General features: G+C 73.2%; 22 protein-coding genes. 12 read left to right on the plus strand and 10 right to left on the minus strand.

Features of this window, described 5'->3' with window-relative positions; all coding sequences use genetic code 11:
- Positions 1–234: 234 nt before the first annotated feature.
- A complete protein-coding gene (locus tag ACGFI2_RS07185; RefSeq protein ID WP_393512027.1) occupies positions 235–1,182 on the plus strand; it encodes a zinc metalloprotease in 948 nt (315 codons plus the stop codon).
- Positions 1,183–1,242: 60 nt separating this feature from the next.
- Here the strand turns inward: ACGFI2_RS07185 and ACGFI2_RS07190 are convergent, their stop codons facing one another.
- Complete coding sequence (locus ACGFI2_RS07190; protein ID WP_393512030.1) at positions 1,243–2,922, minus strand: DNA repair helicase XPB; 1,680 nt, start codon at positions 2,920–2,922, stop codon at positions 1,243–1,245.
- A gap of 173 nt (positions 2,923–3,095) precedes the next feature.
- On the opposite strand from ACGFI2_RS07190, the gene ACGFI2_RS07195 reads away from it, so the two are divergent.
- Positions 3,096–3,971: a L,D-transpeptidase family protein gene (locus ACGFI2_RS07195; protein ID WP_393512034.1), complete on the plus strand. Its 876-nt coding sequence runs from the start codon at positions 3,096–3,098 to the stop codon at positions 3,969–3,971.
- 114 nt (positions 3,972–4,085) lie between these two features.
- Positions 4,086–4,319, plus strand: a complete 234-nt coding sequence (locus ACGFI2_RS07200; RefSeq protein WP_393512037.1) for a hypothetical protein — start codon at positions 4,086–4,088, stop codon at positions 4,317–4,319.
- A gap of 4 nt (positions 4,320–4,323) precedes the next feature.
- Here the strand turns inward: ACGFI2_RS07200 and ACGFI2_RS07205 are convergent, their stop codons facing one another.
- Positions 4,324–6,789 carry a helicase-associated domain-containing protein gene (locus ACGFI2_RS07205; protein WP_393512040.1) on the minus strand — a complete coding sequence of 822 codons (2,466 nt, stop codon included), beginning with the start codon at positions 6,787–6,789 and terminating at the stop codon, positions 4,324–4,326.
- A gap of 37 nt (positions 6,790–6,826) precedes the next feature.
- Here ACGFI2_RS07205 and ACGFI2_RS07210 point away from each other — a divergent pair, with 37 nt between their 5' ends.
- Positions 6,827–7,450, plus strand: a complete 624-nt coding sequence (locus ACGFI2_RS07210) for an HAD family hydrolase (protein WP_393512043.1) — start codon at positions 6,827–6,829, stop codon at positions 7,448–7,450.
- Between the two features lie 28 nt (positions 7,451–7,478).
- A complete protein-coding gene (locus tag ACGFI2_RS07215) occupies positions 7,479–7,865 on the plus strand; it encodes a cold-shock protein (RefSeq protein ID WP_132184626.1) in 387 nt (128 codons plus the stop codon).
- Here the strand turns inward: ACGFI2_RS07215 and ACGFI2_RS07220 are convergent.
- Entirely contained in the window at positions 7,826–8,656 is an 831-nt protein-coding gene (locus ACGFI2_RS07220) for a 1,4-dihydroxy-6-naphthoate synthase (protein ID WP_393512047.1), read from the minus strand. The two genes, ACGFI2_RS07215 and ACGFI2_RS07220, sit on opposite strands and share 40 nt — an antisense overlap.
- A gap of 766 nt (positions 8,657–9,422) precedes the next feature.
- Here ACGFI2_RS07220 and ACGFI2_RS07225 point away from each other — a divergent pair.
- Positions 9,423–10,307 (plus strand): GNAT family N-acetyltransferase, encoded by an 885-nt coding sequence (locus tag ACGFI2_RS07225; protein ID WP_393512050.1) that lies wholly within the window; start codon positions 9,423–9,425, stop codon positions 10,305–10,307.
- Here ACGFI2_RS07225 and ACGFI2_RS07230 read toward each other — a convergent pair.
- Together ACGFI2_RS07230 and ACGFI2_RS07235 are read right to left on the minus strand one after the other, a co-directional pair.
- The gene (locus tag ACGFI2_RS07230) at positions 10,279–10,929 is read right to left on the minus strand and encodes a futalosine hydrolase (protein WP_393512053.1); all 651 of its coding nucleotides are present in this window, start codon (positions 10,927–10,929) and stop codon (positions 10,279–10,281) included. The genes ACGFI2_RS07225 and ACGFI2_RS07230 overlap by 29 nt on opposite strands.
- Positions 10,926–12,533: an MFS transporter gene (locus ACGFI2_RS07235; RefSeq protein ID WP_393512056.1), complete on the minus strand. Its 1,608-nt coding sequence runs from the start codon at positions 12,531–12,533 to the stop codon at positions 10,926–10,928. The genes ACGFI2_RS07230 and ACGFI2_RS07235 overlap by 4 nt, the downstream gene beginning before the upstream one ends.
- A gap of 87 nt (positions 12,534–12,620) precedes the next feature.
- Between ACGFI2_RS07235 and ACGFI2_RS07240 the strand changes: the two genes are divergently transcribed.
- Positions 12,621–13,460: a DUF3027 domain-containing protein gene (locus tag ACGFI2_RS07240; protein WP_393512059.1), complete on the plus strand. Its 840-nt coding sequence runs from the start codon at positions 12,621–12,623 to the stop codon at positions 13,458–13,460.
- 4 nt (positions 13,461–13,464) lie between these two features.
- Here ACGFI2_RS07240 and ACGFI2_RS07245 read toward each other — a convergent pair whose 3' ends face one another.
- Positions 13,465–13,680: a DUF2530 domain-containing protein gene (locus tag ACGFI2_RS07245; RefSeq protein ID WP_393513132.1), complete on the minus strand. Its 216-nt coding sequence runs from the start codon at positions 13,678–13,680 to the stop codon at positions 13,465–13,467.
- A 138-nt stretch (positions 13,681–13,818) separates the two neighbouring features.
- Here ACGFI2_RS07245 and ACGFI2_RS07250 point away from each other — a divergent pair, with 138 nt between their 5' ends.
- The 5 genes from ACGFI2_RS07250 to thpR all read left to right on the plus strand — a co-directional run bounded on the left by ACGFI2_RS07250 (position 13,819) and on the right by thpR (position 18,384).
- The gene (locus tag ACGFI2_RS07250) at positions 13,819–15,300 is read left to right on the plus strand and encodes an NCS2 family permease (RefSeq protein WP_393512062.1); all 1,482 of its coding nucleotides are present in this window, start codon (positions 13,819–13,821) and stop codon (positions 15,298–15,300) included.
- A 61-nt stretch (positions 15,301–15,361) separates the two neighbouring features.
- Positions 15,362–15,811 (plus strand): MarR family winged helix-turn-helix transcriptional regulator, encoded by a 450-nt coding sequence (locus ACGFI2_RS07255; RefSeq protein ID WP_393512065.1) that lies wholly within the window; start codon positions 15,362–15,364, stop codon positions 15,809–15,811.
- 69 nt (positions 15,812–15,880) lie between these two features.
- Positions 15,881–17,167 carry an MFS transporter gene (locus tag ACGFI2_RS07260; protein WP_393512068.1) on the plus strand — a complete coding sequence of 429 codons (1,287 nt, stop codon included), beginning with the start codon at positions 15,881–15,883 and terminating at the stop codon, positions 17,165–17,167.
- Positions 17,168–17,291: 124 nt separating this feature from the next.
- On the plus strand, positions 17,292–17,801 hold the full coding sequence (locus tag ACGFI2_RS07265) for a hypothetical protein (RefSeq protein ID WP_393512071.1): 510 nt from the start codon (positions 17,292–17,294) through the stop codon (positions 17,799–17,801).
- Between the two features lie 4 nt (positions 17,802–17,805).
- Positions 17,806–18,384, plus strand: coding sequence for an RNA 2',3'-cyclic phosphodiesterase (gene thpR / locus ACGFI2_RS07270; RefSeq protein WP_393513135.1), 579 nt, complete (start codon positions 17,806–17,808; stop codon positions 18,382–18,384).
- 69 nt (positions 18,385–18,453) lie between these two features.
- Here thpR and ACGFI2_RS07275 read toward each other — a convergent pair whose 3' ends face one another.
- From ACGFI2_RS07275 to ACGFI2_RS07290, 4 genes are all read right to left on the minus strand, one after another.
- Complete coding sequence (locus ACGFI2_RS07275) at positions 18,454–19,440, minus strand: aldo/keto reductase (RefSeq protein ID WP_393512074.1); 987 nt, start codon at positions 19,438–19,440, stop codon at positions 18,454–18,456.
- Positions 19,441–19,510: 70 nt separating this feature from the next.
- Positions 19,511–20,599 carry a septation protein SepH gene (gene sepH, locus ACGFI2_RS07280; protein ID WP_393512077.1) on the minus strand — a complete coding sequence of 363 codons (1,089 nt, stop codon included), beginning with the start codon at positions 20,597–20,599 and terminating at the stop codon, positions 19,511–19,513.
- Positions 20,600–20,788: 189 nt separating this feature from the next.
- Positions 20,789–21,916, minus strand: a complete 1,128-nt coding sequence (gene serC, locus ACGFI2_RS07285; protein ID WP_393512080.1) for a phosphoserine transaminase — start codon at positions 21,914–21,916, stop codon at positions 20,789–20,791.
- Positions 21,917–22,174: 258 nt separating this feature from the next.
- A complete protein-coding gene (locus tag ACGFI2_RS07290; RefSeq protein WP_393512083.1) occupies positions 22,175–23,281 on the minus strand; it encodes a citrate synthase 2 in 1,107 nt (368 codons plus the stop codon).
- Positions 23,282–23,292 lie beyond the last annotated feature (11 nt).

Genomic DNA, 23,292 nt, shown 5'->3' on the forward strand with positions numbered 1-23,292 from the left:
GGGAGGGTTGTGGCTGGAAAGCGAGCGGGCGGCGGCATCACTCCGAGCGCCGATACCCGCTGAGTCATCCACGCCATCAAGTTTGTAGGCAGCTGGAGGTCGCCACCGTGCCGAGCGTCCGGGGCTGTTGTGAACGCCGCTGACGTGGTCTTATGTCGGGACGACGACGTCATCGATCCGCAGCTTTGACAACCCCGCGTCGGTGTTCCTTCCTGCCTCTCGAAAGGTGCAGCGATGCACAGGAAACCGACCATCCACCTGGCAGTGCTCGCCGCTGCCGCCGCCACGTTCCTCACCGCCGGAGGAGCGCCCGCCACGGCGTCCGCGGCCCCGACGACGGCGGCGACCTGCCAGCCCGGTGCCGACACGCACAGCGCCGCCCGGGTCCGCGAGGGCGCCACCGCCCAGGAGCCGGCGCTCTACTCGACGAACGAGGCCAAGGCGTACGGCGTGATCAAGGACGTGCCGCGCCTGGCCGACGGCAGCGTCACCGTGCCGACGATCTTCCACATGGTCTCCGACCACGCGCTCAGCGCGGCCGAGAAGGCCCGCTGGAACACGCTGATCGCGGCGCAGATGACCGTGCTCAACGACTCGTTCGCGGGCCGCACCGCGGCCGACGCCTCCAACACGCCGTTCCGGTTCTCGCTGGTCGACACCACGTGGACCGTGAACAGCGCCTGGTACGCGGTGGTGCCGGGCAAGAACGAGCGGGACATGAAGAAGGCGCTCTACCAGGGTGACTCCCGCACGCTCAACGTCTACGCGGCGAACATCGGCGACGGACTGCTCGGCTGGGCGTACTTCCCGAAGGGCTACAACAACGGCCGCGACTACATCGACGGCGTGGTGATGCTCGACGAGTCGATGCCGGGCGGCACGGCCGGCAAGTACGCGCTCGGCGACACGCTCACCCACGAGGTGGGGCACTGGCTGATGCTGGAGCACACGTTCGCGCACGGCTGCTCCGCCTCCGGCGACTTCGTCGCCGACACTCCGCGTGAGGCGGCGCCGCAGTTCAACTGCCCGATCGGCGCGGACACCTGCACCGCGCCCGGGCTCGACCCGATCCACAACTTCATGGACTACACGCAGGACTCCTGCATGAACATGTTCACCCCGGGCCAGGCCGACCGGATGAGCGACGCCTGGGTCGCGTTCCGCGCCAGCGGCAAGGGCTGACCGGAGGACCGGGCGGGCCGCGACACAGCGGACCGCCCGGCCGGACAACCGAGAGACCAATCAGTCGACCGTCGGCAGCTTCGGGCCGAGGACGTCGTCGGCGTCCACGATGCTGTACGCGTACCCCTGCTCGGCGAGGAAGCGCTGCCGGTGCGCGGCGTACTCGGTGTCGATCGTGTCCCGGGACACCACCGTGTAGAAGTGCGCCTGCCGGCCGTCGGCCTTCGGCCGCAGCACCCGGCCCAGCCGCTGCGCCTCCTCCTGCCGCGACCCGAACGTGCCGGACACCTGGATCGCCACCGCCGCCTCCGGCAGGTCGATGGAGAAGTTCCCCACCTTCGAAATCACCAGCGTGCGGACCTCGCCGGACCGGAACGCGTCGAACAGCCGCTCCCGCTCCTTGTTCGTGGTGGAGCCCTGCACGATCGGCGCGTCCAGATGTTCACCGAGCTGGTGCAACTGGTCGAGGAAGCCACCGATCACCAGCACCTGCTCGTTCGGGTGCCGCTCCACCAGCGCACGGACCACCGGCAGCTTGGTGCGGGCGGTCGCCGCCATCCGGTAACGCTCCTCCGCCTCCGCGGTCGCGTACGTCAACCGCTCCGCGTCGGTCAACGTCACCCGTACCTCGGTGCACTCGGCCGGGGCGATCCAGCCCTGCTGCTCGATGTCCTTCCACGGCGCGTCGTACCGCTTCGGGCCGATCAGGCTGAACACGTCGCCCTCCCGGCCGTCCTCGCGTACCAACGTCGCGGTGAGGCCGAGCCGGCGGCGGGCCTGGAGGTCCGCCGTGAAGCGGAAGATCGGCGCGGGCAGCAGGTGCACCTCGTCGTAGACGACCAGACCCCAGTCGCGGGCGCCGAACAGGTCCAGGTGGGTGAACGCGCCGCCGCGCCGCGAGGTGAGCACCTGGTACGTGGCGATGGTGACCGGGCGGATCTCCTTGCGCTCACCCGAGTACTCGCCGATCTCCTCCTCGGTCAGCGACGTGCGGGCGATCAGCTCCCGCTTCCACTGCCGGCCGGCCACCGTGTTGGTCACCAGGATCAGCGTGGTCGCCTTCGCCTCCGCCATCGCCGCGGCGCCGACCAGCGTCTTGCCGGCGCCGCAGGGCAGCACCACCACGCCGGAGCCGCCGGCCCAGAACGCCTCGACCGCCTCCCGCTGGTACGACCGCAGCGTCCACGGCCTGCCACCGTCCTTGCCGGACTCGGCCAGCTCGATCGGGTGCGCCTCGCCGTCCACGTAACCGGCCAGGTCCTCCGCCGGCCAGCCGAGCTTCAGCAGCGCCTGCTTGAGTCGGCCCCGTTCGGACGGGTGCACCGCGATGGTGTCGTCGTCGAGCTTCGCGCCGAGCATGCCGGCGAGCTTCTTGCTCTTCGCCACCTCGATCAGCACCAGCCGGTCCAGGGCGCGCAGCACCAGCCCGTGCGCCGGGTCGTTGGCGAGCTGGAGGCGGCCGTACCGGTCCATCGTCTCGGCGATGTCCACCAGCAGGCCGTGCGGCACCGGGTAGCGGGAGTACTTGATCAGGGAGTCGACCACGCCCTCGGCGTCGTGGCCGGCGGCCCGCGCGTTCCACAGGCCCAGCGGGGTGAGCCGGTAGGTGTGCACGTGCTCGGGCGAGCGCTCCAGCTCGGCGAAGGGCGCGACGGCCATCCGGCAGGCCTGCGCGTCCGGGTGGTCGATCTCCAGCAGCAGCGTCTTGTCCGACTGCACGATCAGTGGTCCACCGCTCACGCCGCGTCCTCCTCGCATCGTCCGGGATCCCTGCCCGCACGGCGGCTGACCTGCCGAAGGCGGACCATCAAGTGTTGCACGCCGGCGAACACCGGAAAAAAGTCTCGCTGGACAGGCAACGCCATACTCCTCCCACACGTCTAGCAAGCGGGACAACCGACCAGGGAGGGCCCATGCAGCGTGTCCGGTTATTCGCCCGGGTCGCCGGCCTGGTGGTGGTCGTGCTGGTCGGCGTCGGCGCGTGCGCGCTCGATCCGCAGACGGAGGGCGCCGGGGTCACCACCCCCGCGCCGGTCGGGCTGACGGAGGGAGCATCGGGGGCGAGCGCGCCGCCCACGCCCGAGCGGTCGGCGACGTCCCCGTCGGCGCAGCCGAGCCGGACGGCTACGCCGAAACCCTCCCGGTCGCCGTCGGCGACCGCCTCTCCGGAGCCCACGCCGAAGCCGTCCCGGTCCACCGGGTGCCCGCAGGGGGAGCACCAGCGGGCCGTGGAGAGCTACCTGAGCCGGCTGGGTGGGTTCGGGACGCTGACCGTGGACGGCGCGCAGTCCGCCGCCGACTGCTCCGCGATCAAGAAGTTCCAGATCCGGTACGGCATCAGCCCGGCCACCGGGCGCGCCGGCCCGACCACGTACGACGTGGCGAAGCGGCTGGCCGGCACGAACGTGTCGCGCTGCGGGGCCGGCTCCCACCTCACGTTCTGCGTCGACCTGACCCGGCAGACCGTGTGGGCGATGCGCGGCGGCAAGGTGGTGCTCGGCCCGACGGTCACCCGCACCGGCATGTCCGGCTACGCCACCCCGGCCGGCACCTACTCCGTCGGCGGCCGGAACCCGCGCGAGTGGTCCAACCCGTACGAGGTGTGGCTGCCCTACTGGCAGCGGTTCAACGGCGGGATCGGCTTCCACGAAACCACCACCTACCTGCACAACGGCGCGATCGGCTCGCACGGCTGCGTCAACCTGCTGCACCGCGACGCGGTACGCCTCTGGGAGCTGGGATCGATCGGCACCCGCGTGGTGGTGATCGGCCGCCGTCCCGGCACCTGAGCCCGCCCGTGCCTGTGACCGGGCCGCCCGAATCAGGGTTTTAACCCCTGTCCGCGCGGTTCGGTCGGTGCCACTCTGGAAGCCGGGTCCACCACGGGGCGGGGAGGGGCTGGCATGACCGTCGATCAGGACGTGCTTCCCGAGGACGAGCGGACACAGCAGCAGGTCTCCACGGCGGCGATGGTCGGTTACGCGGTCGCCGCCGTGGGCGTGTTCGGTTGGTTCCTGTTCGGGCTGCTGGTGCAGCGGCAGGGCTTCGTCGACTCGGTCGGCGAGTCCGCCGGCGCGGCGTTCGCGCTGCTGCTGGCCGTCTCGGTGATCGGCACGCTGCGGCGCAACGGGGAATAGGCAGTCACTCCTCCAGCACGGCGGCCGTGATCCGGTGCAACGCGAACGTGTGCAGCATCTCGGTGCGGTCGTCCTCGGCGCGCAGGTAGCCGGCGCCGATCGAGACCGGCCGGACCAGCCGGGACGCGGTCGCCCCGTGCGCGTCGACGTAACCCACCCAGACCAGCGCCTTGTCGCGTACCGCCTGCTGGAGCACGGCAAGCGCGTCGCCGTGCCCGGTGGCCGGCGCCGGGCCGGTGGCCGCCGCCGCGCCGCGGACCACCGCCGGGGCCCGCCGCGCCACCCGGGCCGCCATGTCGCCCCGGCGCATGTGCTCCACCACGCCGAGCAGGCGGGGCATCGGCAGCTTCGGGGTGGCCAGCGGATCCACCGCGCGGCCGGTGACCGGCGTCCGGGCCGGCGCCCGCCGGGTCTTCGGCCGGGCCAGCACCGTCGCGCCGCTGGCGTCCTCGGGCACCGGCGCGTACCCGGCGTCGCGCAACGCGAGCAGCATCCGGTTCACCTGGTACGGCGTGACCAGCACCGTCGGGGCCAGCCGGCGGAACGCCAGCGACTCCAGCCGCCGGTCCGCCTGCACCTCGGTGAGCAGCGCCTCGTCGTCGCTGCGCACGTACCCGCCGGCCGAACCGACCCGCAGCCCGCCGTGCTTTCGGGCCACGTCGTCCACCAGGTAGCTCAGCCCCTGCGGCACCGGGGTCCGGGACCGGCGGCGGAACAGCGCGTGCAGGTCGTCGGCGGTGTAGCCGGCGTCCAGGGCCCGCCGGATGCTCGCCGTGGTGACCCGGTGCACGCTCGCGCCGCCCGCCGACTCGTGCTCGGCGACCACGTCCAGCTCGGCGGCGAGCGCCGGGTCGGGCGGGCCGGGCACCACCACGCTCAGGTCGGCCTGCACGAGCACGTGGTCGACCGGGGCGGGCAGCAGCCCGTCCAGTGCGCGTACCGCCGTGGACGGGTCGCCCGACTCGGCGTCGGAGCGCAGCCCGAGCGGGTCGTCGCCCCGCTCGTCGGCCTCGGTCAGCTCGGCCAGCAGCAGCCGCCCGTACGAGGTGAGCGCGCCCAGCCCGGTCACCCCGAGCCGGGCCGCCTCGGCCAGCACCTCGCGGTGCGCCGTCTCCCGCCCCCGGGCCCGGCGGGGGGCCCGCCAGTCCAGCAGATCCAGCACCTCGTCCGGGGTCGGCGCGGTGGCCTGCGGCAGGTCGGCCAGCACGGCGAGGACCGCCCGGCGGGCGGCGGGCGCGCCGGCGCGTTCCGCCTCGGGCGAGAGCACCGAGATCGGCCGGTCCCGGTCGTCCCGCTGGCCGACCAGGCCCACCTGGCGGGGCATCGCCAGCCACGCCCGAGCGAGCTGCTCCCAGCGCTGGGCGAGCGACGCCGCGCGCCACACCTCGTACCCGCCGGTGGGCAGGATCTGCTGGTCGCCGCCGTAGCGGGTGGTGGCCGCCCCGGTCAGCTCCAGCTCGCCGGTCAGCCCCGCCGCGTACGCCACCTCGAAGATCAGCGCGGTGGTCGGCTCGTCCAGCCCGAGACCACGGGCGAGCCGGCGCAGGTCCCGCACCCCGACGCCGCCGGACCGCAGCACCGGGGCCGGTTCGACGACAAGCGTCTCCAGCAGCGCCTCGGTGTGCCGGACCACCTCCATGGTCTGCCCGGCGCCGGCCGAGTCGACGGCCTTGACCTCCCGGGGCGGGCCGGACACCACCGGCGGGCCGGTGCGCAGCGGGCCGAGCGGTCCGGCGTCGCGACGCAGCACCAGCCCCACCTCGCGGGGCAGTTCGACCGTGCCGTGCGGGCCGCCGGACATCCGCACCAGCAGTCGGTGCTCGACCAGCCAGCGGATCGGGGAGCCGGTGGGGGCGCCGCCGTTGACCAGGTCGGGCGGGAGCACGTCCTCGACGCCGGTGGCGGGCGCCTCCAGCGCGCCCGGGGCCACGGTGCCGACCGGCGGGCCGGCGGCGAGCCGGTCCAGGACCGCCCGGGCCGAGGGCGGCGCGGCGAGCAGCGTCCGCCGCAGCTTCGCCGGGTCCGCGCACAGGGCCGCCGCGCGCGGGTCCAGCTCCGCCGCCGGCCGGCCCAGCCCCGCCGGGTACGGGGAGACCTCGTCGACGCCGCCGACCACGTACAGGTCGTGCTCGGGGCCGTACAGCAGGAACCGGGCCCGGAGCCGGTCGATCGCGGCGCGGATCGCGGTCGGTGCGGGCGGGTGCGGCCCGGTGGTGGCCATGGCGAGGATCTGGTCGGTGGAGGTGGCGCCCTCGGGGCCGCGGGTGAGCCGGGCGGCGTCGAGGATCTGCAGGGTGAACTGGTCGAGTCCGTCGAGCGCCCGGGCCACGGAGACCCGGGACTGGGCGCGCAGGGCGAGGGCGGACACGTCGGCCGGCACCGGCACGACGAGATCCGGCCGCAGCTGGAGCAGCGCGGCCAGGGACTCGTCGGGGAGGGCCCGCAGGTGGTCGGCGAGTGAGGTGGTCATCGTCGTACCACGCTAGCCCGCTGGGTAGGTTCTCGGCATGTCTCCGCTGATGGTCGGCTTCGACCTCGACATGACTCTGGTCGACTCGCGCCCCGGCATCGCCGCCGCCTACCGGGCGTTGACCGAGCGTACGGGTGTGCCGGTGGACGCGGAACTGGCCGTGTCCCGGCTGGGCCCGCCGCTGCGTACCGAGCTGGCGCACTGGTTTCCGCCGGAGCGGATCGAGGAGGCGGTGACGCTCTACCGGGAGCTCTATCCCGCGTACGCGATCACTCCGACGGTGCCGATGCCGGGCGCGGAGGCCGCGGTGCGCGCGGTGCACGAGCGCGGCGGACGGGTGATGGTGGTGACCTCCAAGATCGGGCGGTTGGCGAAACTGCACCTGGACCACCTGAGGCTGGCCGTCGACGAGCTGGCGGGTGACCTGTTCGCCGAGCAGAAGGCGACCGCGTTGCGGGAGCACGGCGCCACGCTCTACGTGGGCGACCACGTGGCCGACATGGCCGCGGCGCGGGCGGCGGGAATCCCGGGCGTGGGAGTGGCGACCGGCCCCTGCCCGGTGGCGGAGTTGAGCGCGGCGGGCGCGTACCTGGTGCTCGACGACCTTGTCGAATTCCCGAAGGCGGTCGACCGGATCATCGGGCTAGCCTTGGAGGGGTAGACGGTTCGAGTGGAGCGGGGTTCGACAGGTGCCGACGGGTCGAGTGAAGTGGTACGACGCGGCCAAGGGATACGGGTTCGTCACCAGTGACGAGGGTGGCGACGTGTTCCTGCCGAAGGGCGCGCTACCGGCGGGTGTCACCGACCTCAAGGGTGGCCAGCGGGTTGATTTCAGCGTGGTGGACAGCCGGCGGGGCGCCCAGGCCATGGGGGTCAAGCTGCTGGAGGCGCCGCCGTCCGTGGCGGAGCTGCGTCGCCGGCCGGCCGAGGAACTGCACGGCCTGGTCGAAGACATGATCAAGGTGCTGGAGGCGAAGGTGCAGCCGGACCTGCGCCGGGGTCGCTTCCCGGATCGCAAGGCCGCGCAGAAGATCGCTCAGCTGGTCCACGCGGTGGCGCGCGAGCTGGAGGTCTGAGGGACGAGCCCGGCGTCGGCGGCCCGGCCCAGCAGTGCCTCCACGGCGGCGAAGCCGGCCTCACCCAGGTCGGCGGTGAACTCGTTGACGTAGAGGCCGATGTGTCGGTCCACCACGTCGGGCTCCATCTCCTGCGCGTGCGCGAGCACGTACCCGCGGCTGGCCTCCGGGTCGGCCCAGGCCTGCCGCACCGACTCGCGGACCCACGCGGCGGCCTCGACCGGGTCGACCGCGCCGCGGCGGGCCAGGATCGCGCCGAGCGGGATCGGCAGCCCAGTGTCGCCCTCCCACCACTCGCCCAGGTCCACCAGGGCGGTCAGTCCATGCCGCGGGTAGGTGAAGCGGGCCTCGTGGATCACCAGACCGGCGTCGTACCGGCCGGCTGCGACGCCGGGCATGATCTCGTGGAACGGCACCACCTCGATCCGCTCCGGCGCCTGCCCGGCAGCCCACAGCCGGAACAGCAGGTACGCCGTGGTCCGCTCGCCGGGCACCGCCACGGTCGCGCCGGACAGGTCGGCGCGGTCGCCCCGGGTCAGCACCAGCGGGCCGCAGCCCCGGCCCAGCGCGCCGCCGCAGGGCAGCAGGTGGTAGTCGTCGAGCAGCCAGGGCAGCGCCGCGTAGCTGACCTTCACCAGGTCGAACGCGCCCCGCTCGGCGGCGGTGTTGGTGACGTCCACGTCCGCGTAGGTCACCTCGACCGGCGGGGCGCCCGGCACCCGCCCGTGCACTAGGGCGTCGAAGACGAACGTGTCGTTGGGGCAGGGGGAGATCGCCAGGGAGAGCGTCACGTCCCCACCGTAACTCCGCCCGCTCCACCGCCCGCCACCCCGGCTTTCGGGATGTGAGCTGTCACTGGCGGGGGTGGGTCTGGCCCGCCCCCGCCGAAGTCGGTCCCTCCGCCGCCAGGCCCGGCACGACGGCTGGTGCTGGTTGCCTTTAGAGCTGACGTCAGAAACGACTCAGGCTTGCCCCACCCCCGCCGCGACTGCCCGCCGCATGCCCCCGCCCTGCGGCTCCCGCCTTGCACGGCCGTTTCCGCCTCGGTCCGCTCCGGCCTGCTGCTCCGCCTTCCTGTCCCACCGTGCCCTGCCGCTCTCGTCCGGTCCTGCCCCGGCCCTTGGCCGCTTTCGTCCGGTCGGGTCCCACCCGGCCCTGCCGCCCGCCGCTGCGCCTCGCCCGCACCGGCCGTCGCACCCGGACGAGCCGCTCCCGCCCTGCTCGACCGGTTGCTATGCCGGCGGCACGAGCCCGGTCGGCCGGATTCGGCTCGCCTCACTGCTCGGGCCGGGTCGCCTCACTGCTCGGACCGGGTCGCCTCACTGCTCGGGCCGGGTCACTGCTCGGGCCGGCTCGCCTCGCTGCTCGGACCGGTGCGCCGCTCGGCCGGGCTCGCTGTCCAGCGCTGCCAGGTCGCGGCGATATCACCAACGACTCAGCTCTAAAGGGTTCCGGCTGTCCACACCTCTGTCCCGCGACAACCTCGTCGTCCACAGGGTTATCCACAGGCGGGCGCGCCCTGTTGAGAACGCGGCGCACCGTCGGGACCATGACGTGGTGGCTGATCCGAAATCACCTGTCGACCCGGGGGGCGACCTGGGTGACCTGCTCCGACGGCTGCGGCGGAGAGCCGATCTGAGCCAGCGGGAGCTGGCCGGCAAAGCTGGAGTCCCGCAGGCCGCGGTCGCCCGGATCGAGTCCGGTCGGGCGACGGATCCGCGCTACCGCACCGTAGAGCGGCTGGTGCGGGCGGCGGGTGGCGAGATCAGCGTTGAACTCGAACCGGCCTGCGACATGCAGGCGACGGGGTCGGCCGAACCGGGGCCGATACCCCATGACGACATGCGCGACCAGGCGGGCCGTCGCTATCCCGCCCACCTCGACGTCTGGGAGGTGCGCGAGCCTCGGGACTGGCCGGGCGCGTGGTGGGCCGAGTGGTACACGTTGCCGCCGAGTTCGTGGCCGCTGCCCCTGCCGCCGGCGAGCTACCGCCTGAATCGGAGCTACCGGGACGAGCGCCGGGCCCGTGCGCGGGTCCGGCGGTCGGCGACCGTGCGGCGGGTGACCGGTCCGACCGTGCCGGCCACGGCTTGGCGGTTCGTGGCCGAGTTGCCCGGCGGCGAGCTGATCGGTGAGCTGCGGGCGCACGACGAGAGCCCGCATCTGCGGTGGGGTGACGGTTTCCTGCCGACGGAGCGGGAGACCGTGCTCGACGGGGTGCTGATCGTGGCTGCGTACCGGCGGTTGGGGATCGGTCGGCGTCTGGTCGAGGCGTTGATCGCCGCGATCGCCGGGAATCGCGGCCCGGTCTGCGTGCGGGCGTTGACCGAGCAGGCGGGAATCGACTTCCTGTGCGCGTGCGGCTTCGTTATCGAGCCGAGCCGGCCGGCGGCGATGCGGTTCGACCAGACGGTCAGCGGAGCGCGGCAGCGGCGGTGGTGAGCGCGGCGAACGCCTCGCGCATGCGCCACGCGTCGCGGTCGCGGGGGCCGATCGGGTTCGAGATCGTGCGCAGCTCGCCGAAGGGCACGTCGGCCAGGGCGGCGGCCACGGCCACGCCGTACCCCTCCATCGCCTCGGCCACGGCGTCCGGGTGCCGGTCGGCGAGCGCCGCCGCGCTCGCGGCGGCGCCGGTCACCGTGCTGACCGTCAGCACCGTGCCGACGGTGGCCGCCGGCAGGGCGGCGCGCAGGGCGACCAGCAGGGTCGGGTCGCTCGGCACGGTCCGGCCGACGCCCAGCAGCTCGGGGGGCATGCCCAGCTCCTCGACCGGGATGAAGCCGGCCGGTGACTCGGCGCCCAGGTCGGCGGCGACGCTGCGGTCGGCCAGCACGGTGCCGCCGACCGCGACCCGGCCGACGAAGCCGCCCGCGATGCCGGCGCTCACCACCGCCCGGTACGGCCGGCCGGCCACCTCGGCCAGCGCCAGCAGCCGGGCCGTGGCGGCGGCGGCGACGGCCGGGCCGACCCCGACGGGTCGCACCGTCACGCTCGGGTCGGTGAGGCCGGCGCGGACCGCCTCGGCCTCGGCGGGCACCGCCGTGACCACCAGCAGGCCGCTCACGCCACCGGCCCCCGGGGGTCGCGCCGGTTCTCGTCCTCGGTCGCGCCGGGACCGCCGACCGACGAGGAGGGACGATAGATGTGGAAGCCGGGCGGCGCGAGCCCGTCGTCGTCCGGCGGGGGCGCGTCGACCCGCTGCGGTGCCGGCGAGGTGGGCGCCGGGTCGTCGAACGAGGTGACCGGTGGGTCGGTCCGCGGCACGGTCAGCTCGTCGTCGCCCAACGGGCGGCCGAGCAGGTGCTCGCCGCGCAGGCGGCTGGCGACCAGGACCCCGCGCAGGGCCACCAGCACGGCCACGCCGGCGGCGACCGCCACGCCGATCAGGCCCGTGAACGGCACCAGCCCGAGCCCGCCGCCGGCCACGAACGCGAGCATCAGGGCGGTCTCCGAGTGCGCGAAGGAGCTGGCCCGCAGCCGCTCCGGAATCCGCTCCTGGATCGAGGCGTCCACCGCCAGCTTGGCGATCCCGCTCATCAGCGCGGCCACCAGGCAGAGCAGCGCCACCATCGGCAGCGAGAACTTGAGCGCGGCGAGTAGGGCCACGCCGGCCACGATGATCGTGCCGCTGGACTGGATCGCGGTCGGCCGGTGGATCCGTAGGCGGGTGCCGAGCGCGGTGGCCAGGAATGTGCCCACCGCCAGCGCGCCGCCGACCAGGCCCAGCGCGGCCTGGTCGCTCAGCTCGCGGCCGAAGAAGTCGGTGGTCAGGTCGCCGGCCTTGATGGCGAAGGCGAGGAAGAGCAGCAGGAAGCCGTAGAGCCCGCGCAGCGCCGCGGCGCCGACCAGGGTGGCGATCACCACGCGACCGGCGGGGCGACCCCGGCCCAGCGGGCGTTCGCCGTCGCGGCGGCGCATCGCGCGCAGCGGGTGCGGCATCCGCTCCGGCGGCTCCGAGTCGGCCTTCGGCGGCAGCCGGAGCGAGATCACCATGCCGAGCAGGAAGATCACCGAGGCGACCCGCAGCGGCCACTGCGGCCCGAGCCAGAACGCGGCCAGCCCGATCGGGGCGACCAGCGCGCCGGCCACCGTGCCGTAGACGCTGGCCCGCGCGCCCACCTGGGACAGCCCCAGCCCTTCGGGGAGCAGCCGGGGCACCGCCGCCGACCGGGCCACACCGTAGGCGCGGGAGAGCGCGAGCACCCCGAACGCCGCCGGGTAGAGCCCGAGGCCACCCATGTAGTCGGAGATCAGCCAGGCCAGGAAGGCCCGGCCGAGCATGGTGGTGGCCAGCGCGTACCGGCGGCCGTGGCGGAAGTGGTCGAGCAGCGGGCCGACCACCGGGGCGAGCATGGCGAACGGGACCATGGTCACCAGCAGGTAGAGCGCGACCTTGTTGCGCGCCTCGCCCAGCGGCACGTCGAAGAAGATCGTCCCGGCCAGGCCGATGGCGATCAGCGTGTCCCCGGCGCAGGAGAGCGCGTGCAGGTCGAACAGGCGGACCATGCCCACCTCGTTGCCGGCGCTGCGGGCCCGGGCGGTGCCGGCCCGGCGGGTCATCCAGCGCCCGCCGTGCAGCGATCCCCGCAGCAGCAGCCGGGTGGCGCGGATGCCGGTGCCCACGGTCCGCCCGAGGAAGGAGCGGCCGGAGCGGGAGGACAGCGCCATGTGTCCCATCCTCGCCCATCCGTTCCGCGCGCGCCGCATCACCCGCGGAGAACGACTCCGGGGAGTGCCTGTCGCCCGCCGAGGGGCATGGGGAACAATGGACGGGTGACCAGGCCCGCCTCCGCCCGCGCTCCCCGGCTCGACCAGGTCTGCGCCGCCGCCGTCGAGGTGGCCCGCGACGCCATCACCGAGGTGGAGCCGACCGACATCGGTGATCACCTCCAGGCCGTCGCCGAGGGCGACCGGGTCGTCACCCACTACTTCGAGTGCCGGATGGCCGGCTACCGCGGCTGGCGCTGGGCCGTCACGGTGACCCGGGTGCCGCGCAGCAAGCACGTCACCATCTGCGAAACCGTGCTGCTGCCCGGCCCCGACGCGCTGCTCGCCCCGGGCTGGCTGCCCTGGCAGGAGCGGCTCCAGCCGGGCGACCTGGGCCCCGGCGACCTGCTGACCACCTCGGCCGACGACGAACGGCTCGCCCCGGGCTACCTGCTCTCCGACGACCCGGCCGTGGAGGAGACCGCCTGGGAGTTGGGCCTCGGCCGGGCCCGGGTGCTGTCCCGGGAGGGTCGCGCCGAGACCGCCCAGCGCTGGTACGACGGCGACCACGGGCCCGACGCCGCCATCTCGGCCGCCGCGCCGGCCGCCGCCCGCTGCGGCACCTGCGGCTTCTACCTGCCGCTGGCCGGCTCGCTCCGGCAGTCCTTCGGGGCGTGCGGAAACTTCTTCGCCCCCGACGACGGCCGGGTGGTGAGCGCCGACCACGGCTGCGGCGCGCACTCCGAGACGCTTGTCGGTGCGGTCGAGACGCCGGTCGACGAGCTGCCCACGGTCTACGACGACAGCGCGGTCGAGGCGATGTCGGTCAGCCGCGCGCCCGGTTCGGTGGAAGCGGCCGAGCCGGCGGAGCCGTACGGCCACTCCTGACCGGTCAGCGCTGACGCTCGGCGGCGGCCTGTCGGCGACGCCGGTTGGCGTCGTGCCGCATCATCGTGGCCAGGCCGGGAAAGCCCCACAGGAAACCGGCGAGGCAGGTCCAGAGCCAGTTCTGGTGACCGTGCGCGGTGAGCCAGCCACGGAAGAAGACCAGCAGCACCAGGCCGGCCACCGCCCAGGCGATCAGCCCGGCGACGGCGATCGGCACCATCGGCGGGTCGAGCGGCTCGGGCCGCGGCTGTTGCTCCTGGGGCACCGGCCCAGCGTACGTGATCGTCCTTCCCTGTCCGCCGGGTGATCTGGCACGATGCGCGCGACGAAACCGGCTGATCGACAAGATGAGGACCCGATGGCCATTGCCCCGCCGGCGGACCACGGCACACCGCCCGATCCCGCGCACCCGCGCAACGCCTTCGACCGATACTTCGAGATCTCCGCCCGCCGGTCGACACCGGGGCGGGAGATCCGCGGTGGCTTCGCCACCTTCTTCACGATGGCGTACATCGTGGTGTTGAACCCGCTGATCCTCGGCGGCGCGGAGGACGGCGACGGCCGTACCCTGGCCATCCCCGCGCTGGCGGCGGCGACCGCCCTGGTCGCGGGCCTGATGACCATCCTGATGGGGGTGGTGGCCCGGTTCCCGATCGCGCTGGCCGCCGGGCTGGGCGTGAACGCGCTCGTCGCGTTCGAGATCGCGCCGCAGATGACCTGGGCGGACGCGATGGGCCTGGTGGTCATCGAGGGTGTGCTGATCGGCATCCTGGTGCTCACCGGGCTGCGTACCGCGGTGTTCCGTTCGGTGCCGACGCAGCTCAAGACCGCGATCGGTGTCGGCATCGGGCTGTTCCTGACCATCATCGGGCTGGTCGACGCCGGGTTCGTCCGGCGGGTGCCGGACGCGGCGAACAGCACCGTGCCGGTCGGGCTGGGCATCAACGGCAAGATCGTCAGCTGGCCGATGCTGGTGTTCGTGGTGGGCCTGCTGGTCACCGTGGTGCTGGTGGTACGCCGGGTCCGTGGCGCGATCCTGATCGGCATCCTGTCCTCCACGGTGCTGGCCATCGTGGTCGAGGCGATCGGCAACATCGGGCCGTCCTTCGTCGACGGCAAGGTGAACCCCAAGGGCTGGGCGCTGAACGTGCCCGAGCTGCCGAAGCAGGTGGTGGACCTGCCGGACCTGTCGCTGCTGGGCAACTTCAACGTGCTCGACTCGTGGACGCGGGTGGGCTGGCTGGTCCCGCTGATGTTCGTCTTCACGCTGCTGATCACGGACTTCTTCGACACCATGGGCACGATGGTCGCGATCGGCCAGGAGGGGGACATGCTCGACGAGCAGGGCACCCCGCCGCGGGCCAAGGAGATCCTGCTGGTCGACTCGATCGCCGCCGCCGCGGGTGGCGCGGCCTCGGTGTCGAGCAACACGTCGTACATCGAGAGTGCGGCAGGTGTCGGTGAGGGTGCCCGGACCGGGGTGGCCAACCTGGTCACCGGCGTGCTGTTCCTGCTGGCCATGTTCCTGGCGCCGCTGTCGGCGATCGTGCCGTTCGAGGCCGCGTCGACGGCGCTGGTGGTGGTCGGCTTCCTGATGATGACGGCGGTCCGGACCATCGACTGGACCGACTACGAGATCGCCATCCCGGCGTTCCTCACCATCGTGCTGATGCCGTTCACCTACTCGATCTCGAACGGCATCGGGGCCGGCATCATCAGCTACGTGCTGGTGAAGTTGGCCAAGGGCAAGGCCCGGGAGGTCCACCCCCTGCTGTACGGCGTGGCCGCGCTCTTCGTCCTCTACTTCCTGCGCGGGCCGATCGAGTCCGTGCTGCTCTGACGCTGGTGAGCCTGGTCATAACGCACGTCGTTAGCCAGGCTCATTAGTTAGGCTAACTAGTGTGACGGAGCGGACGGTGACGGCGAAGCGCGTGCCACCGGCGCAGCTGGCCCCCCAGCTGCGAGATGCGATCACCCGGCTGAACCGGCGGGTACGGCAAGCCCGACCGGTCGGCGACCTCACGGTCACCCAGCTGTCGGCGCTCACCAGCCTCAAACTGGCGGGCGCCCTCACGCCACGGGAACTGGCCGACGTGGAACGGGTGCAGCCACCGACGATGACCAAGATCGTCGCGAAGTTGGAGGAGCGCGGCCTGGTGCAGCGCACCCCCCACCCGACCGACGGACGGCAGGTCATCCTGGCGGCGACCGAAGGGGGACGGGCGGTGCTCGACCAGTTCGAGCGGGCCCGCAACGGATGGCTGGCCAGCCGGCTGGCCGCGCTCACCGAGGAGGAACGCGACACGCTACGGCGGGCCGCCGACATCCTCCAGGGAATCGCTCGCGCCTGACCCCGGGTCGCACGGTCCGCTTCGTCCGTTGTGGATGAGGCGTACCCGACGCGAGGAGGCGCACCTAGAGTGCAGGCCACGCTGAGCACGATGTTCCAGTCCCTACGAGTCCGCAACTACCGACTCTTCGCCACCGGACAGCTGATCAAACTGATCGGCGTCTGGATGATGTTCATCGCCCAGGACTGGCTCGTCCTCGAGCTGAGCGACAACTCGGCGACCGCGCTCGGCGTGGTCACCGCGCTGCAGTTCACCCCCGTACTCCTGCTCACCCTGCTCTCCGGCCGCCTCGCCGACCGGTACGACAAGCGGATGCTGCTCTTCGTCGCCAACGCGTTCTGGACCGTGCTGGCGCTGGGCATGAGCCTGCTGGTCGTCACCGGCATGGTGCAGCTCTGGCACGTCTTCGCGTTCGCCGCCCTGCTCGGCGTCGCCAACGCGGTGGAGACCCCGGTGCGGCAGGCGTTCGTCTCCGAGCTGGTCGGCATGCCGCTGCTGCCGAACGCGCTCTCGCTCAACGCGGCCGTGTTCAACTCCGCCCGGATCGTCGGCCCCGCCGTCGCCGGCCTCGCCATCGCCGCCTTCGACGTCGGCCCGGTCTTCATGTTCACCGCGCTCAGCTCGATCGCCCCGCTGGTGAACGTGGTCCGGATGCGTCCGGCCGAACTGCACCGCAAGGACCTGCTGCCGGCCGGCGAACGGGACCAGGCCCGGGTGGTGGACGGCCTCCGCTACGTCGCCCGCCGCCCCGACCTGCTGCTGCCCATGGTCGTCATGTCGGTGATCGGGATGAGCCTGTTCAACTTCCAACTCACCCTCGCCGCGCTGGCCAAGACCGTGTTCCAGACCGGCGCCGCCTCGTTCGGCCTGTTCAGCACCGCGTTGGCGGTCGGCGCGCTGGTCGGCGCGCTCGCCGGCACCGGCCGGCGCAGCCGGCCCTCGGTCTGGCTGGTGCTCGGCTCGGCGATCGGCTGCGCCAGCTTCGGCACGCTGGTCGGGCTCGCCTCCGCGTACTGGATGGTGGTGACGCTGCTGCTGCCCACCGGGTTCTTCATGGTCTTCTTCGCCCAGGCCGCCAACCAGCGGGTACAGCTCGGCGTCGACGCCTCCTTCCGGGGGCGGGTGATGGCGCTGTGGGTGCTGGTGTTCCTGGGTACCAACCCGGTCGGCGCGCCGATCATCGGGTGGGTGGCCGAGCGGTTCGGCGCCAGCGCGAGCATCTGGATCGGTGGCCTGATCTCACTGGCCGCCGCGCTGCTGGCGCTCACCTGGCAGCTGCGCCGCTCCGGCGCCCGACTGCGGATGCGGATGCTGCCGATGCCCCGCTTCTACGTGGTGTCCGCCGGAGCCGAGTGAAAGGAGGGGCACCCTCTTAACATTTTCTGCGTAGGAGGGGGCCCCGCTCAACACCTGCGTACCCGTACCTGCCGGTTTCGGCAAACGGGTGGCGGGTGCGTCCGGCAGGGCTTAGCGTCGATGTGTGGGATTGGGGCAAGGGCTGCTGCTGGCGTTGGCGATCCTCGCCGTCTGCTGCCTGCCCGCCCTCTTCGCGCTGATCTTCTGCGCCGACGAGATCATCGACCGGGTCGCCTGCGGCTGGGCCGAGTGGCGGGAGCAGCGCCGCGAGCGCCGCACCATCGCCCGGCTCGACCGGGCCATCGAGGCCGAGGCGCTGACCCGCGACATCGACCTCACCGAGTTCGACCGGGACGGCCGCCGCCCGCTGGAGCAGCTCGCCGTCGACCTGCGCCGGCTCGGCGGCCACCGGCTGGCCGCCGCCGACCGCTCGGTGGTGTGGCACGGCGCGGTCATCGAGGCGTACGACGAGCGGCTGCGCGCCGCCTGCCAGGCCCTCGGCATCGCCGAGCACCTGACCGAGCTGGACGGTGTCGACCGGGAGATCGAACGGGTACGCGTCGAAGGGTTGCTGCACGCCGCCGGGCTGACCCTGCCGGCCGCCCGTGCGGCGCACCACCAGCGGCACCGCTGACCGGGTGCGGCTCTTCACGGCGATCCACCCGCCTCCGGCGGCGGTCACCGACCTGGCGGCGCGGGTCGCCGAGCTTCGGGTCGGCGTCGCCGCCGCGAACGGCGTGGACGTCCGACTCGCCGACCCGGTCCACCTCCACCTCACGCTGGCCTTCCTCGGCGACGTGCCGGACGAGCGGCTGGTCCAGGTGGAGAGCGCGCTGGGGCTGGCCGCGGAGTCGTTCCGGGACGGCCGGGGCAGCTCGCCCCGGCTGCGCCTCGGCGGTGGAGGCAGCTTCGGTGCGGGCCGGTCGACCGTGCTCTGGGTGGACGTTCGGGGTGAGACCGACGCGCTGGACACGCTCGCCCGCCTGGTCCGCCACGCGTTGCGCCGGGCCGAGCTGCCGCACGACGACAAGCCGTTCCGGGCCCACCTGACCATCGCGCGTCCCGGCGACCGTCTGCACCGCGCCGACGTGCGGACCGACCGGGAGACACTGCACGGGTACGCCGGCCCGGAGTGGCCGGCCGACGAGTTGGTGCTGGTCCGCAGCCACCTCGGCCGTCATCCGCGCTACACCCGTCTCGCCGCCTGGCCGCTCTGACCCCCCGCCGCTTGTTAAAAGGGGCCCCCGCCCATACCGAATGCGTCAAGAGGGGGCCCCGCCTTACACCTACCAGGCCCAGGCCTCGGGGCCGGGGCCGCCGTTGCCGATCGGCGGGAACAGCTCGTCGAGGCGGGTCAGCGTGGCCTCGTCCAGCTGGACGTCCAGCGCGCCGAGGTTGCGGTCGAGCTGGTCCATGGTGCGCGGGCCGACGATCGGGGCGGTCACGCCCGGCCGGGAGAGCAGCCACGCCAGCGCCACGTCCGCCGGGTCGTGGCCCAGGTCGGCGCAGAGCTTCTCGTACGCCTCGATGGTGTTCCGGTGCTCGGCCAGCGCGTCGGCCGAGCGGCCGGTGGTGCCCCGCGCCGCGCTGCCGTCGGCCATCTTCCGGATGATCCCGGAGAGCAGCCCGCCGTGCAGCGGCGACCAGGGGATGATGCCCAGCCCGTAGTGCTGTGCGGCCGGGATCACCTCCAGCTCCACGTGTCGGGTCAGCAGGTTGTAGATGGACTGCTCGGAGACGAGGCCGAGGAAGTTGCGCCTGCCGGCCGCCGCCTGCGCCTGGGCGATGTGCCAGCCGGCGAAGTTGGACGACCCGACGTAGAGCACCTTGCCCTGGGCGACGAGCGTCTCCATCGCCTGCCAGATCTCCTCCCACGGCGTGGTCCGGGAGACGTGGTGCATCTGGTAGAGGTCGATGGTGTCGGTCTGCAGCCGGCGCAGCGAGTCCTCGCAGGCCCGGATGATGTGCCGGGCGCTCAGGCCCTGGTCGTTGGGCCATTCGCTCATCTTGCCGTACACCTTGGTGGCCAGGACGACCTTGTCGCGCCGCCCGTCGCCCTGGGCGAACCAGCGGCCGACGATCTGCTCGGTGACGCCCTCGCCGAGCTTCCAGCCGTAGACGTTCGCGGTGTCGAAGAAGTTGATCCCGTGTTCCAGCGCCCGGTCCATGATGCCGAAGCTGTCCGGCTCGTTCGTCTGCGGCCCGAAGTTCATGGTGCCGAGGCAGAGCCGGCTCACCGACAGGCCGGTGCGTCCCAGGTTCGTGTACTCCATGGGTCCACCCTGGCACGCGGGCACTTCGAGTGCCTCACTTCACGTGTGCGTCCCAGGGTGAACCGGTGGATCAGGAGGACTCGCGGGCCGCCGGGGCGCTGCCGAAGAGGACATCGTCCCAGCTCGGCAGCCGCTTGCGCGGCTTACCGCCGGCCTCGCCCGACTCGTTGCCGGAACCGCCGGACGCCGGCGGGTTGCCGGTGCGCCGGGGCCGCAGCACCGCCAGCGAAGGGACGGCCGGGATCTCCTTCGGCGCGTCCGAGTCGTCGTCGAACGCCGAGCCCTGGCCACCACCGAGCAGCGCGGCGGCGCCACCGGCGACCGCTCGCTGCCGGGGCCCGTCCGAACCGGCCAGCGCGGCCGGGGAACGGGTGTCGAGCCCGCGGCCGGACGTGCCGCCGAGCGGCCGGTCCAGCGAGGCGAGCAGCGCGTCCCGGCCGGCGCGGATCGGGTCCCGCCCCGGGCGGGCCTGCTCCACCCCGGACGGCAGGCCGTGCCCGCCCCGGCTCGGCTCGCCGCGCGACGGGCCGGGCAGCGCGTGGCCACCCCGCTCGGGCGCCGGCTCCTGGCCGAGGATCGGGGTGGGACGCTCGGCGCACAGGTATTGCGCCATGTCGTCGTGCGCGACGACGTTCTGCCGGGACTTGTCGAGATCCCACACCGCCTGGGCGGTGGCCTTGCCGGACGGCCAGGTGGCGATGATCCGCCAGGTGCCGTCGTCGCGGCGGTAGGCGTCCCAGGAGATCTTCTCGGTGTCGATGCCGTGCTGGGCCAGCCGGCCGTTGACGACCTCGGCCAGCGGGGTCGGCTTCTCGGCGCCCTTGAGCCGGGTGCGGCGGGCGTGCTGGGCCAGCATGGCCCGCTCCTGGAGCACCGGGCCGGCGTAGCGCAGCACCCGGTCGACCGGGACGCCGGCGATGCGGGCGACGTCCTCCGCGGACTCGCCGGAGCGGATCCGGGCCTGGATGTCGCGCGGGGACAGTGACGGCGTGGGATCGGTGGAGGCGGGCACCACCGCGAGCGGGGTCGCGCCCGGCTCGGCGTGCAGCACCGAGGCCACGCGCTCGTCGATGGGCAGCGCGAGCAGCCGGCCCACCTCGTCGGTGAGCACCAGGGCCTGGCCGTCCTCGGAGAGAGCGACGAAGCGTACTGGGCGCATCGGCTTGCCTCCGTCCCGCTTCGCTGGCCGTCACGCCACGAGCCGGCCACCCGGGCGTCTCGAACCACCGTACGCTCATCTTCCCAGCCGTGGGGAGAGCGACACCCCGGCATGTCGCGACTGAGCTGCGGCGATGATCACGGTGGGTGGCCGCCGGAGCCCCGGCGACCACCCAGCGTCACGGCGTGATCAGAGTCGCTCCACCACATGGTCGACGCACGCGGTGAGCGCCTCGACGTCGGCCGGCTCGACGGCCGGGAAGAGCGCCACCCGTAGCTGGTTGCGGCCGAGCTTGCGGTAGGGCTCGGTGTCGACGATGCCGTTGGCGCGCAGCACCTTGGCGATCACGGTCGCGTCCACCCCGTCGGCGAAGTCGACGGTGGCCACCACGTTGGAGCGCAGCGCCGGGTCCGACACGAACGGGCTGGCGTACGACGAGCGCTCGGCCCAGCCGTACACGGCGGCGGCGCTCTCGGCGGTGCGCTTGGCCGCCCAGGCCAGCCCGCCCTGCGCGTTCATCCAGTCGGTCTGCTCGGCGGCCAGGAAGATGGTGGCCAGCGCCGGCGTGTTGTAGGTCTGCTCCAGCCGCGAGTTGTCGATCGCGGTGACCAGGTCGAGGAAGGCCGGGATGTAGCGGCCCGACTCCTTGACCTCGGTGGCCCGGGCCAGCGCGGCCGGCGACATCAGGGCCAGCCAGAGGCCGCCGTCGGAGCCGAAGCACTTCTGCGGGGCGAAGTAGTAGACGTCGGTCTCGGCGACGTCGACGTCCAGCCCGCCGGCGCCGGAGGTGGCGTCGACCAGCAGCAGCGAGCCCTCGTCCGCGCCGGGCACCCGGCTGATCGGCACCGCCACGCCGGTGGAGGTCTCGTTGTGCGGGGTGGCGTAGACGTCCACGCCGGCCTCGGCGACCAGGGACGGCGCGCTGCCCGCCTCGGACTTGCGGACGGTCGGCTCGCCCAGGAACGGCGCGTCCTTGACCGACTTGGCGAACTTCGCCCCGAACTCGCCGAAGCTGGCGAACTGGGCCCGGTCCCGGATCAGGCCGAACGTGGCGACCTCCCAGAACGCGGTGGTGCCGCCGTTGCCGATCACCACCTCGTAGCCCTCGGGCAGGGAGAAGAACTCGGCGAGCCCGCGGCGCAGCCGGGCGACCTGGTCGCGGACCGTCTTCTGCCGGTGCGACGTGCCCAGGTAGCTGGTGGCGACGTCGGCGAGCGCGGAGACCGCCGCCGGACGGACCTTGGACGGGCCGCAGCCGAAACGTCCGTCGGCGGGCCTGAGGTCGTCGGGAATCCGGATGGTCGGTGCGTCAGCCACGGTTTTCTCGATCCTTCCGCATGGGCGAGGGCGGGCCCTTCCTGCGGGCGCGGACCGACCGGCTCGTGCGCCGGGCGCACGGGGACGGCCGGGATCCGAACCCGGCCGGCAGCGCTGCCGGCCTTCATCCTCGCACCCACCCGACCCCACCAGGCCGCTGGTCCCACGCCGAGCCCTGAGGCGTACGACACAGGGCGGGCGTTGAGAAGGGGCCCCCGCCTATACCGAATGCGTCAAGCGGGGGCCCCTCCTTACCTCTCAGACGCCGTGCGGGATGGCGTCCCAGCCCTCGACCTGCTGCGGCTTGCGGGTGCCCGGGCCGACGTAGGTGGCGGACGGGCGGACCAGCCGCTGGAGCTTCTTCTGCTCCAGGATGTGCGCGGACCAGCCGCCCATCCGGGCGCAGGTGAACATCGAGGTGAACATGTGCGCGGGCACCTCGGCGAAGTCCAGCACCACGGCCGACCAGAACTCGACGTTCGTGGCGAGCACGCGGTCCGGGCGGCGGGCCTGGAGCTCGGCCAGGGCGGCCTTCTCCAGCGCCTCGGCGACCTCGAAGCGCGGCGCGCCCAGCTCCTTGGCGGTGCGCCGGAGCACGCGGGCACGCGGGTCCTCGGCCCGGTAGACCCGGTGCCCGAAGCCCATCAGGCGCTCGCCCCGGTCGAGAACGCCCTTGACGTAACCCTCGGCGTCGCCGCTGCGCTCGACCGCCTCCAGCATGCTGAGCACCCGGGACGGCGCGCCGCCGTGCAGCGGGCCGGAGAGGGCGCCGATGCCGGAGGAGATGCAGGCCGCGGCGTCCGCGCCGGTGGAGGCGACGATCCGGGCGGTGAAGGTGGAGGCGTTCAGGCCGTGCTCGGCGGCCGAGATGAAGTACGCGTCGACGGCCTTGACGTGCCGCGGGTCGGGCTCGCCCCGCCAGCGCTTCATGAACCGCTCGACGATGGTCTCCGCCTTGTCGATCTCCTTCTGCGGCACGGCCGGCAGGCCCAGCCCGCGGGCCGACTGGGCGACGAAGGAGAGCGCGGTCACCGACACCCGGGCCAGGTCCTCGCGGGCCTGCTCGTCGGAGATGTCCAGCATCTGGTTGAGACCCCAGTAGGGGGCCAACATGGCGACCGCGGACTGCACGTCGACGCGGATGTCGCCGGAGTGCACCGGCACCGGGAACGGCTCGGCCGGCGGCAGGCCCGGGCCGAACCGGCCGTCCACCAGCAGCGCCCAGACATTGCCGAAGGAGACCTGGCCGATCAGATCCTCGATGTCCACGCCCCGGTAGCGCAGCGAACCGCCCGCGCGGTCGGGTTCGGCGATCTGGGTCTCGAAGGCTACGACGCCCTCCAGGCCCGGCTTGAAATCGGACATGTCGTCTCCTG

This window comes from Micromonospora sp. NPDC049282 (genome assembly GCF_043197045.1).
GTDB lineage: Bacteria > Actinomycetota > Actinomycetes > Mycobacteriales > Micromonosporaceae > Micromonospora.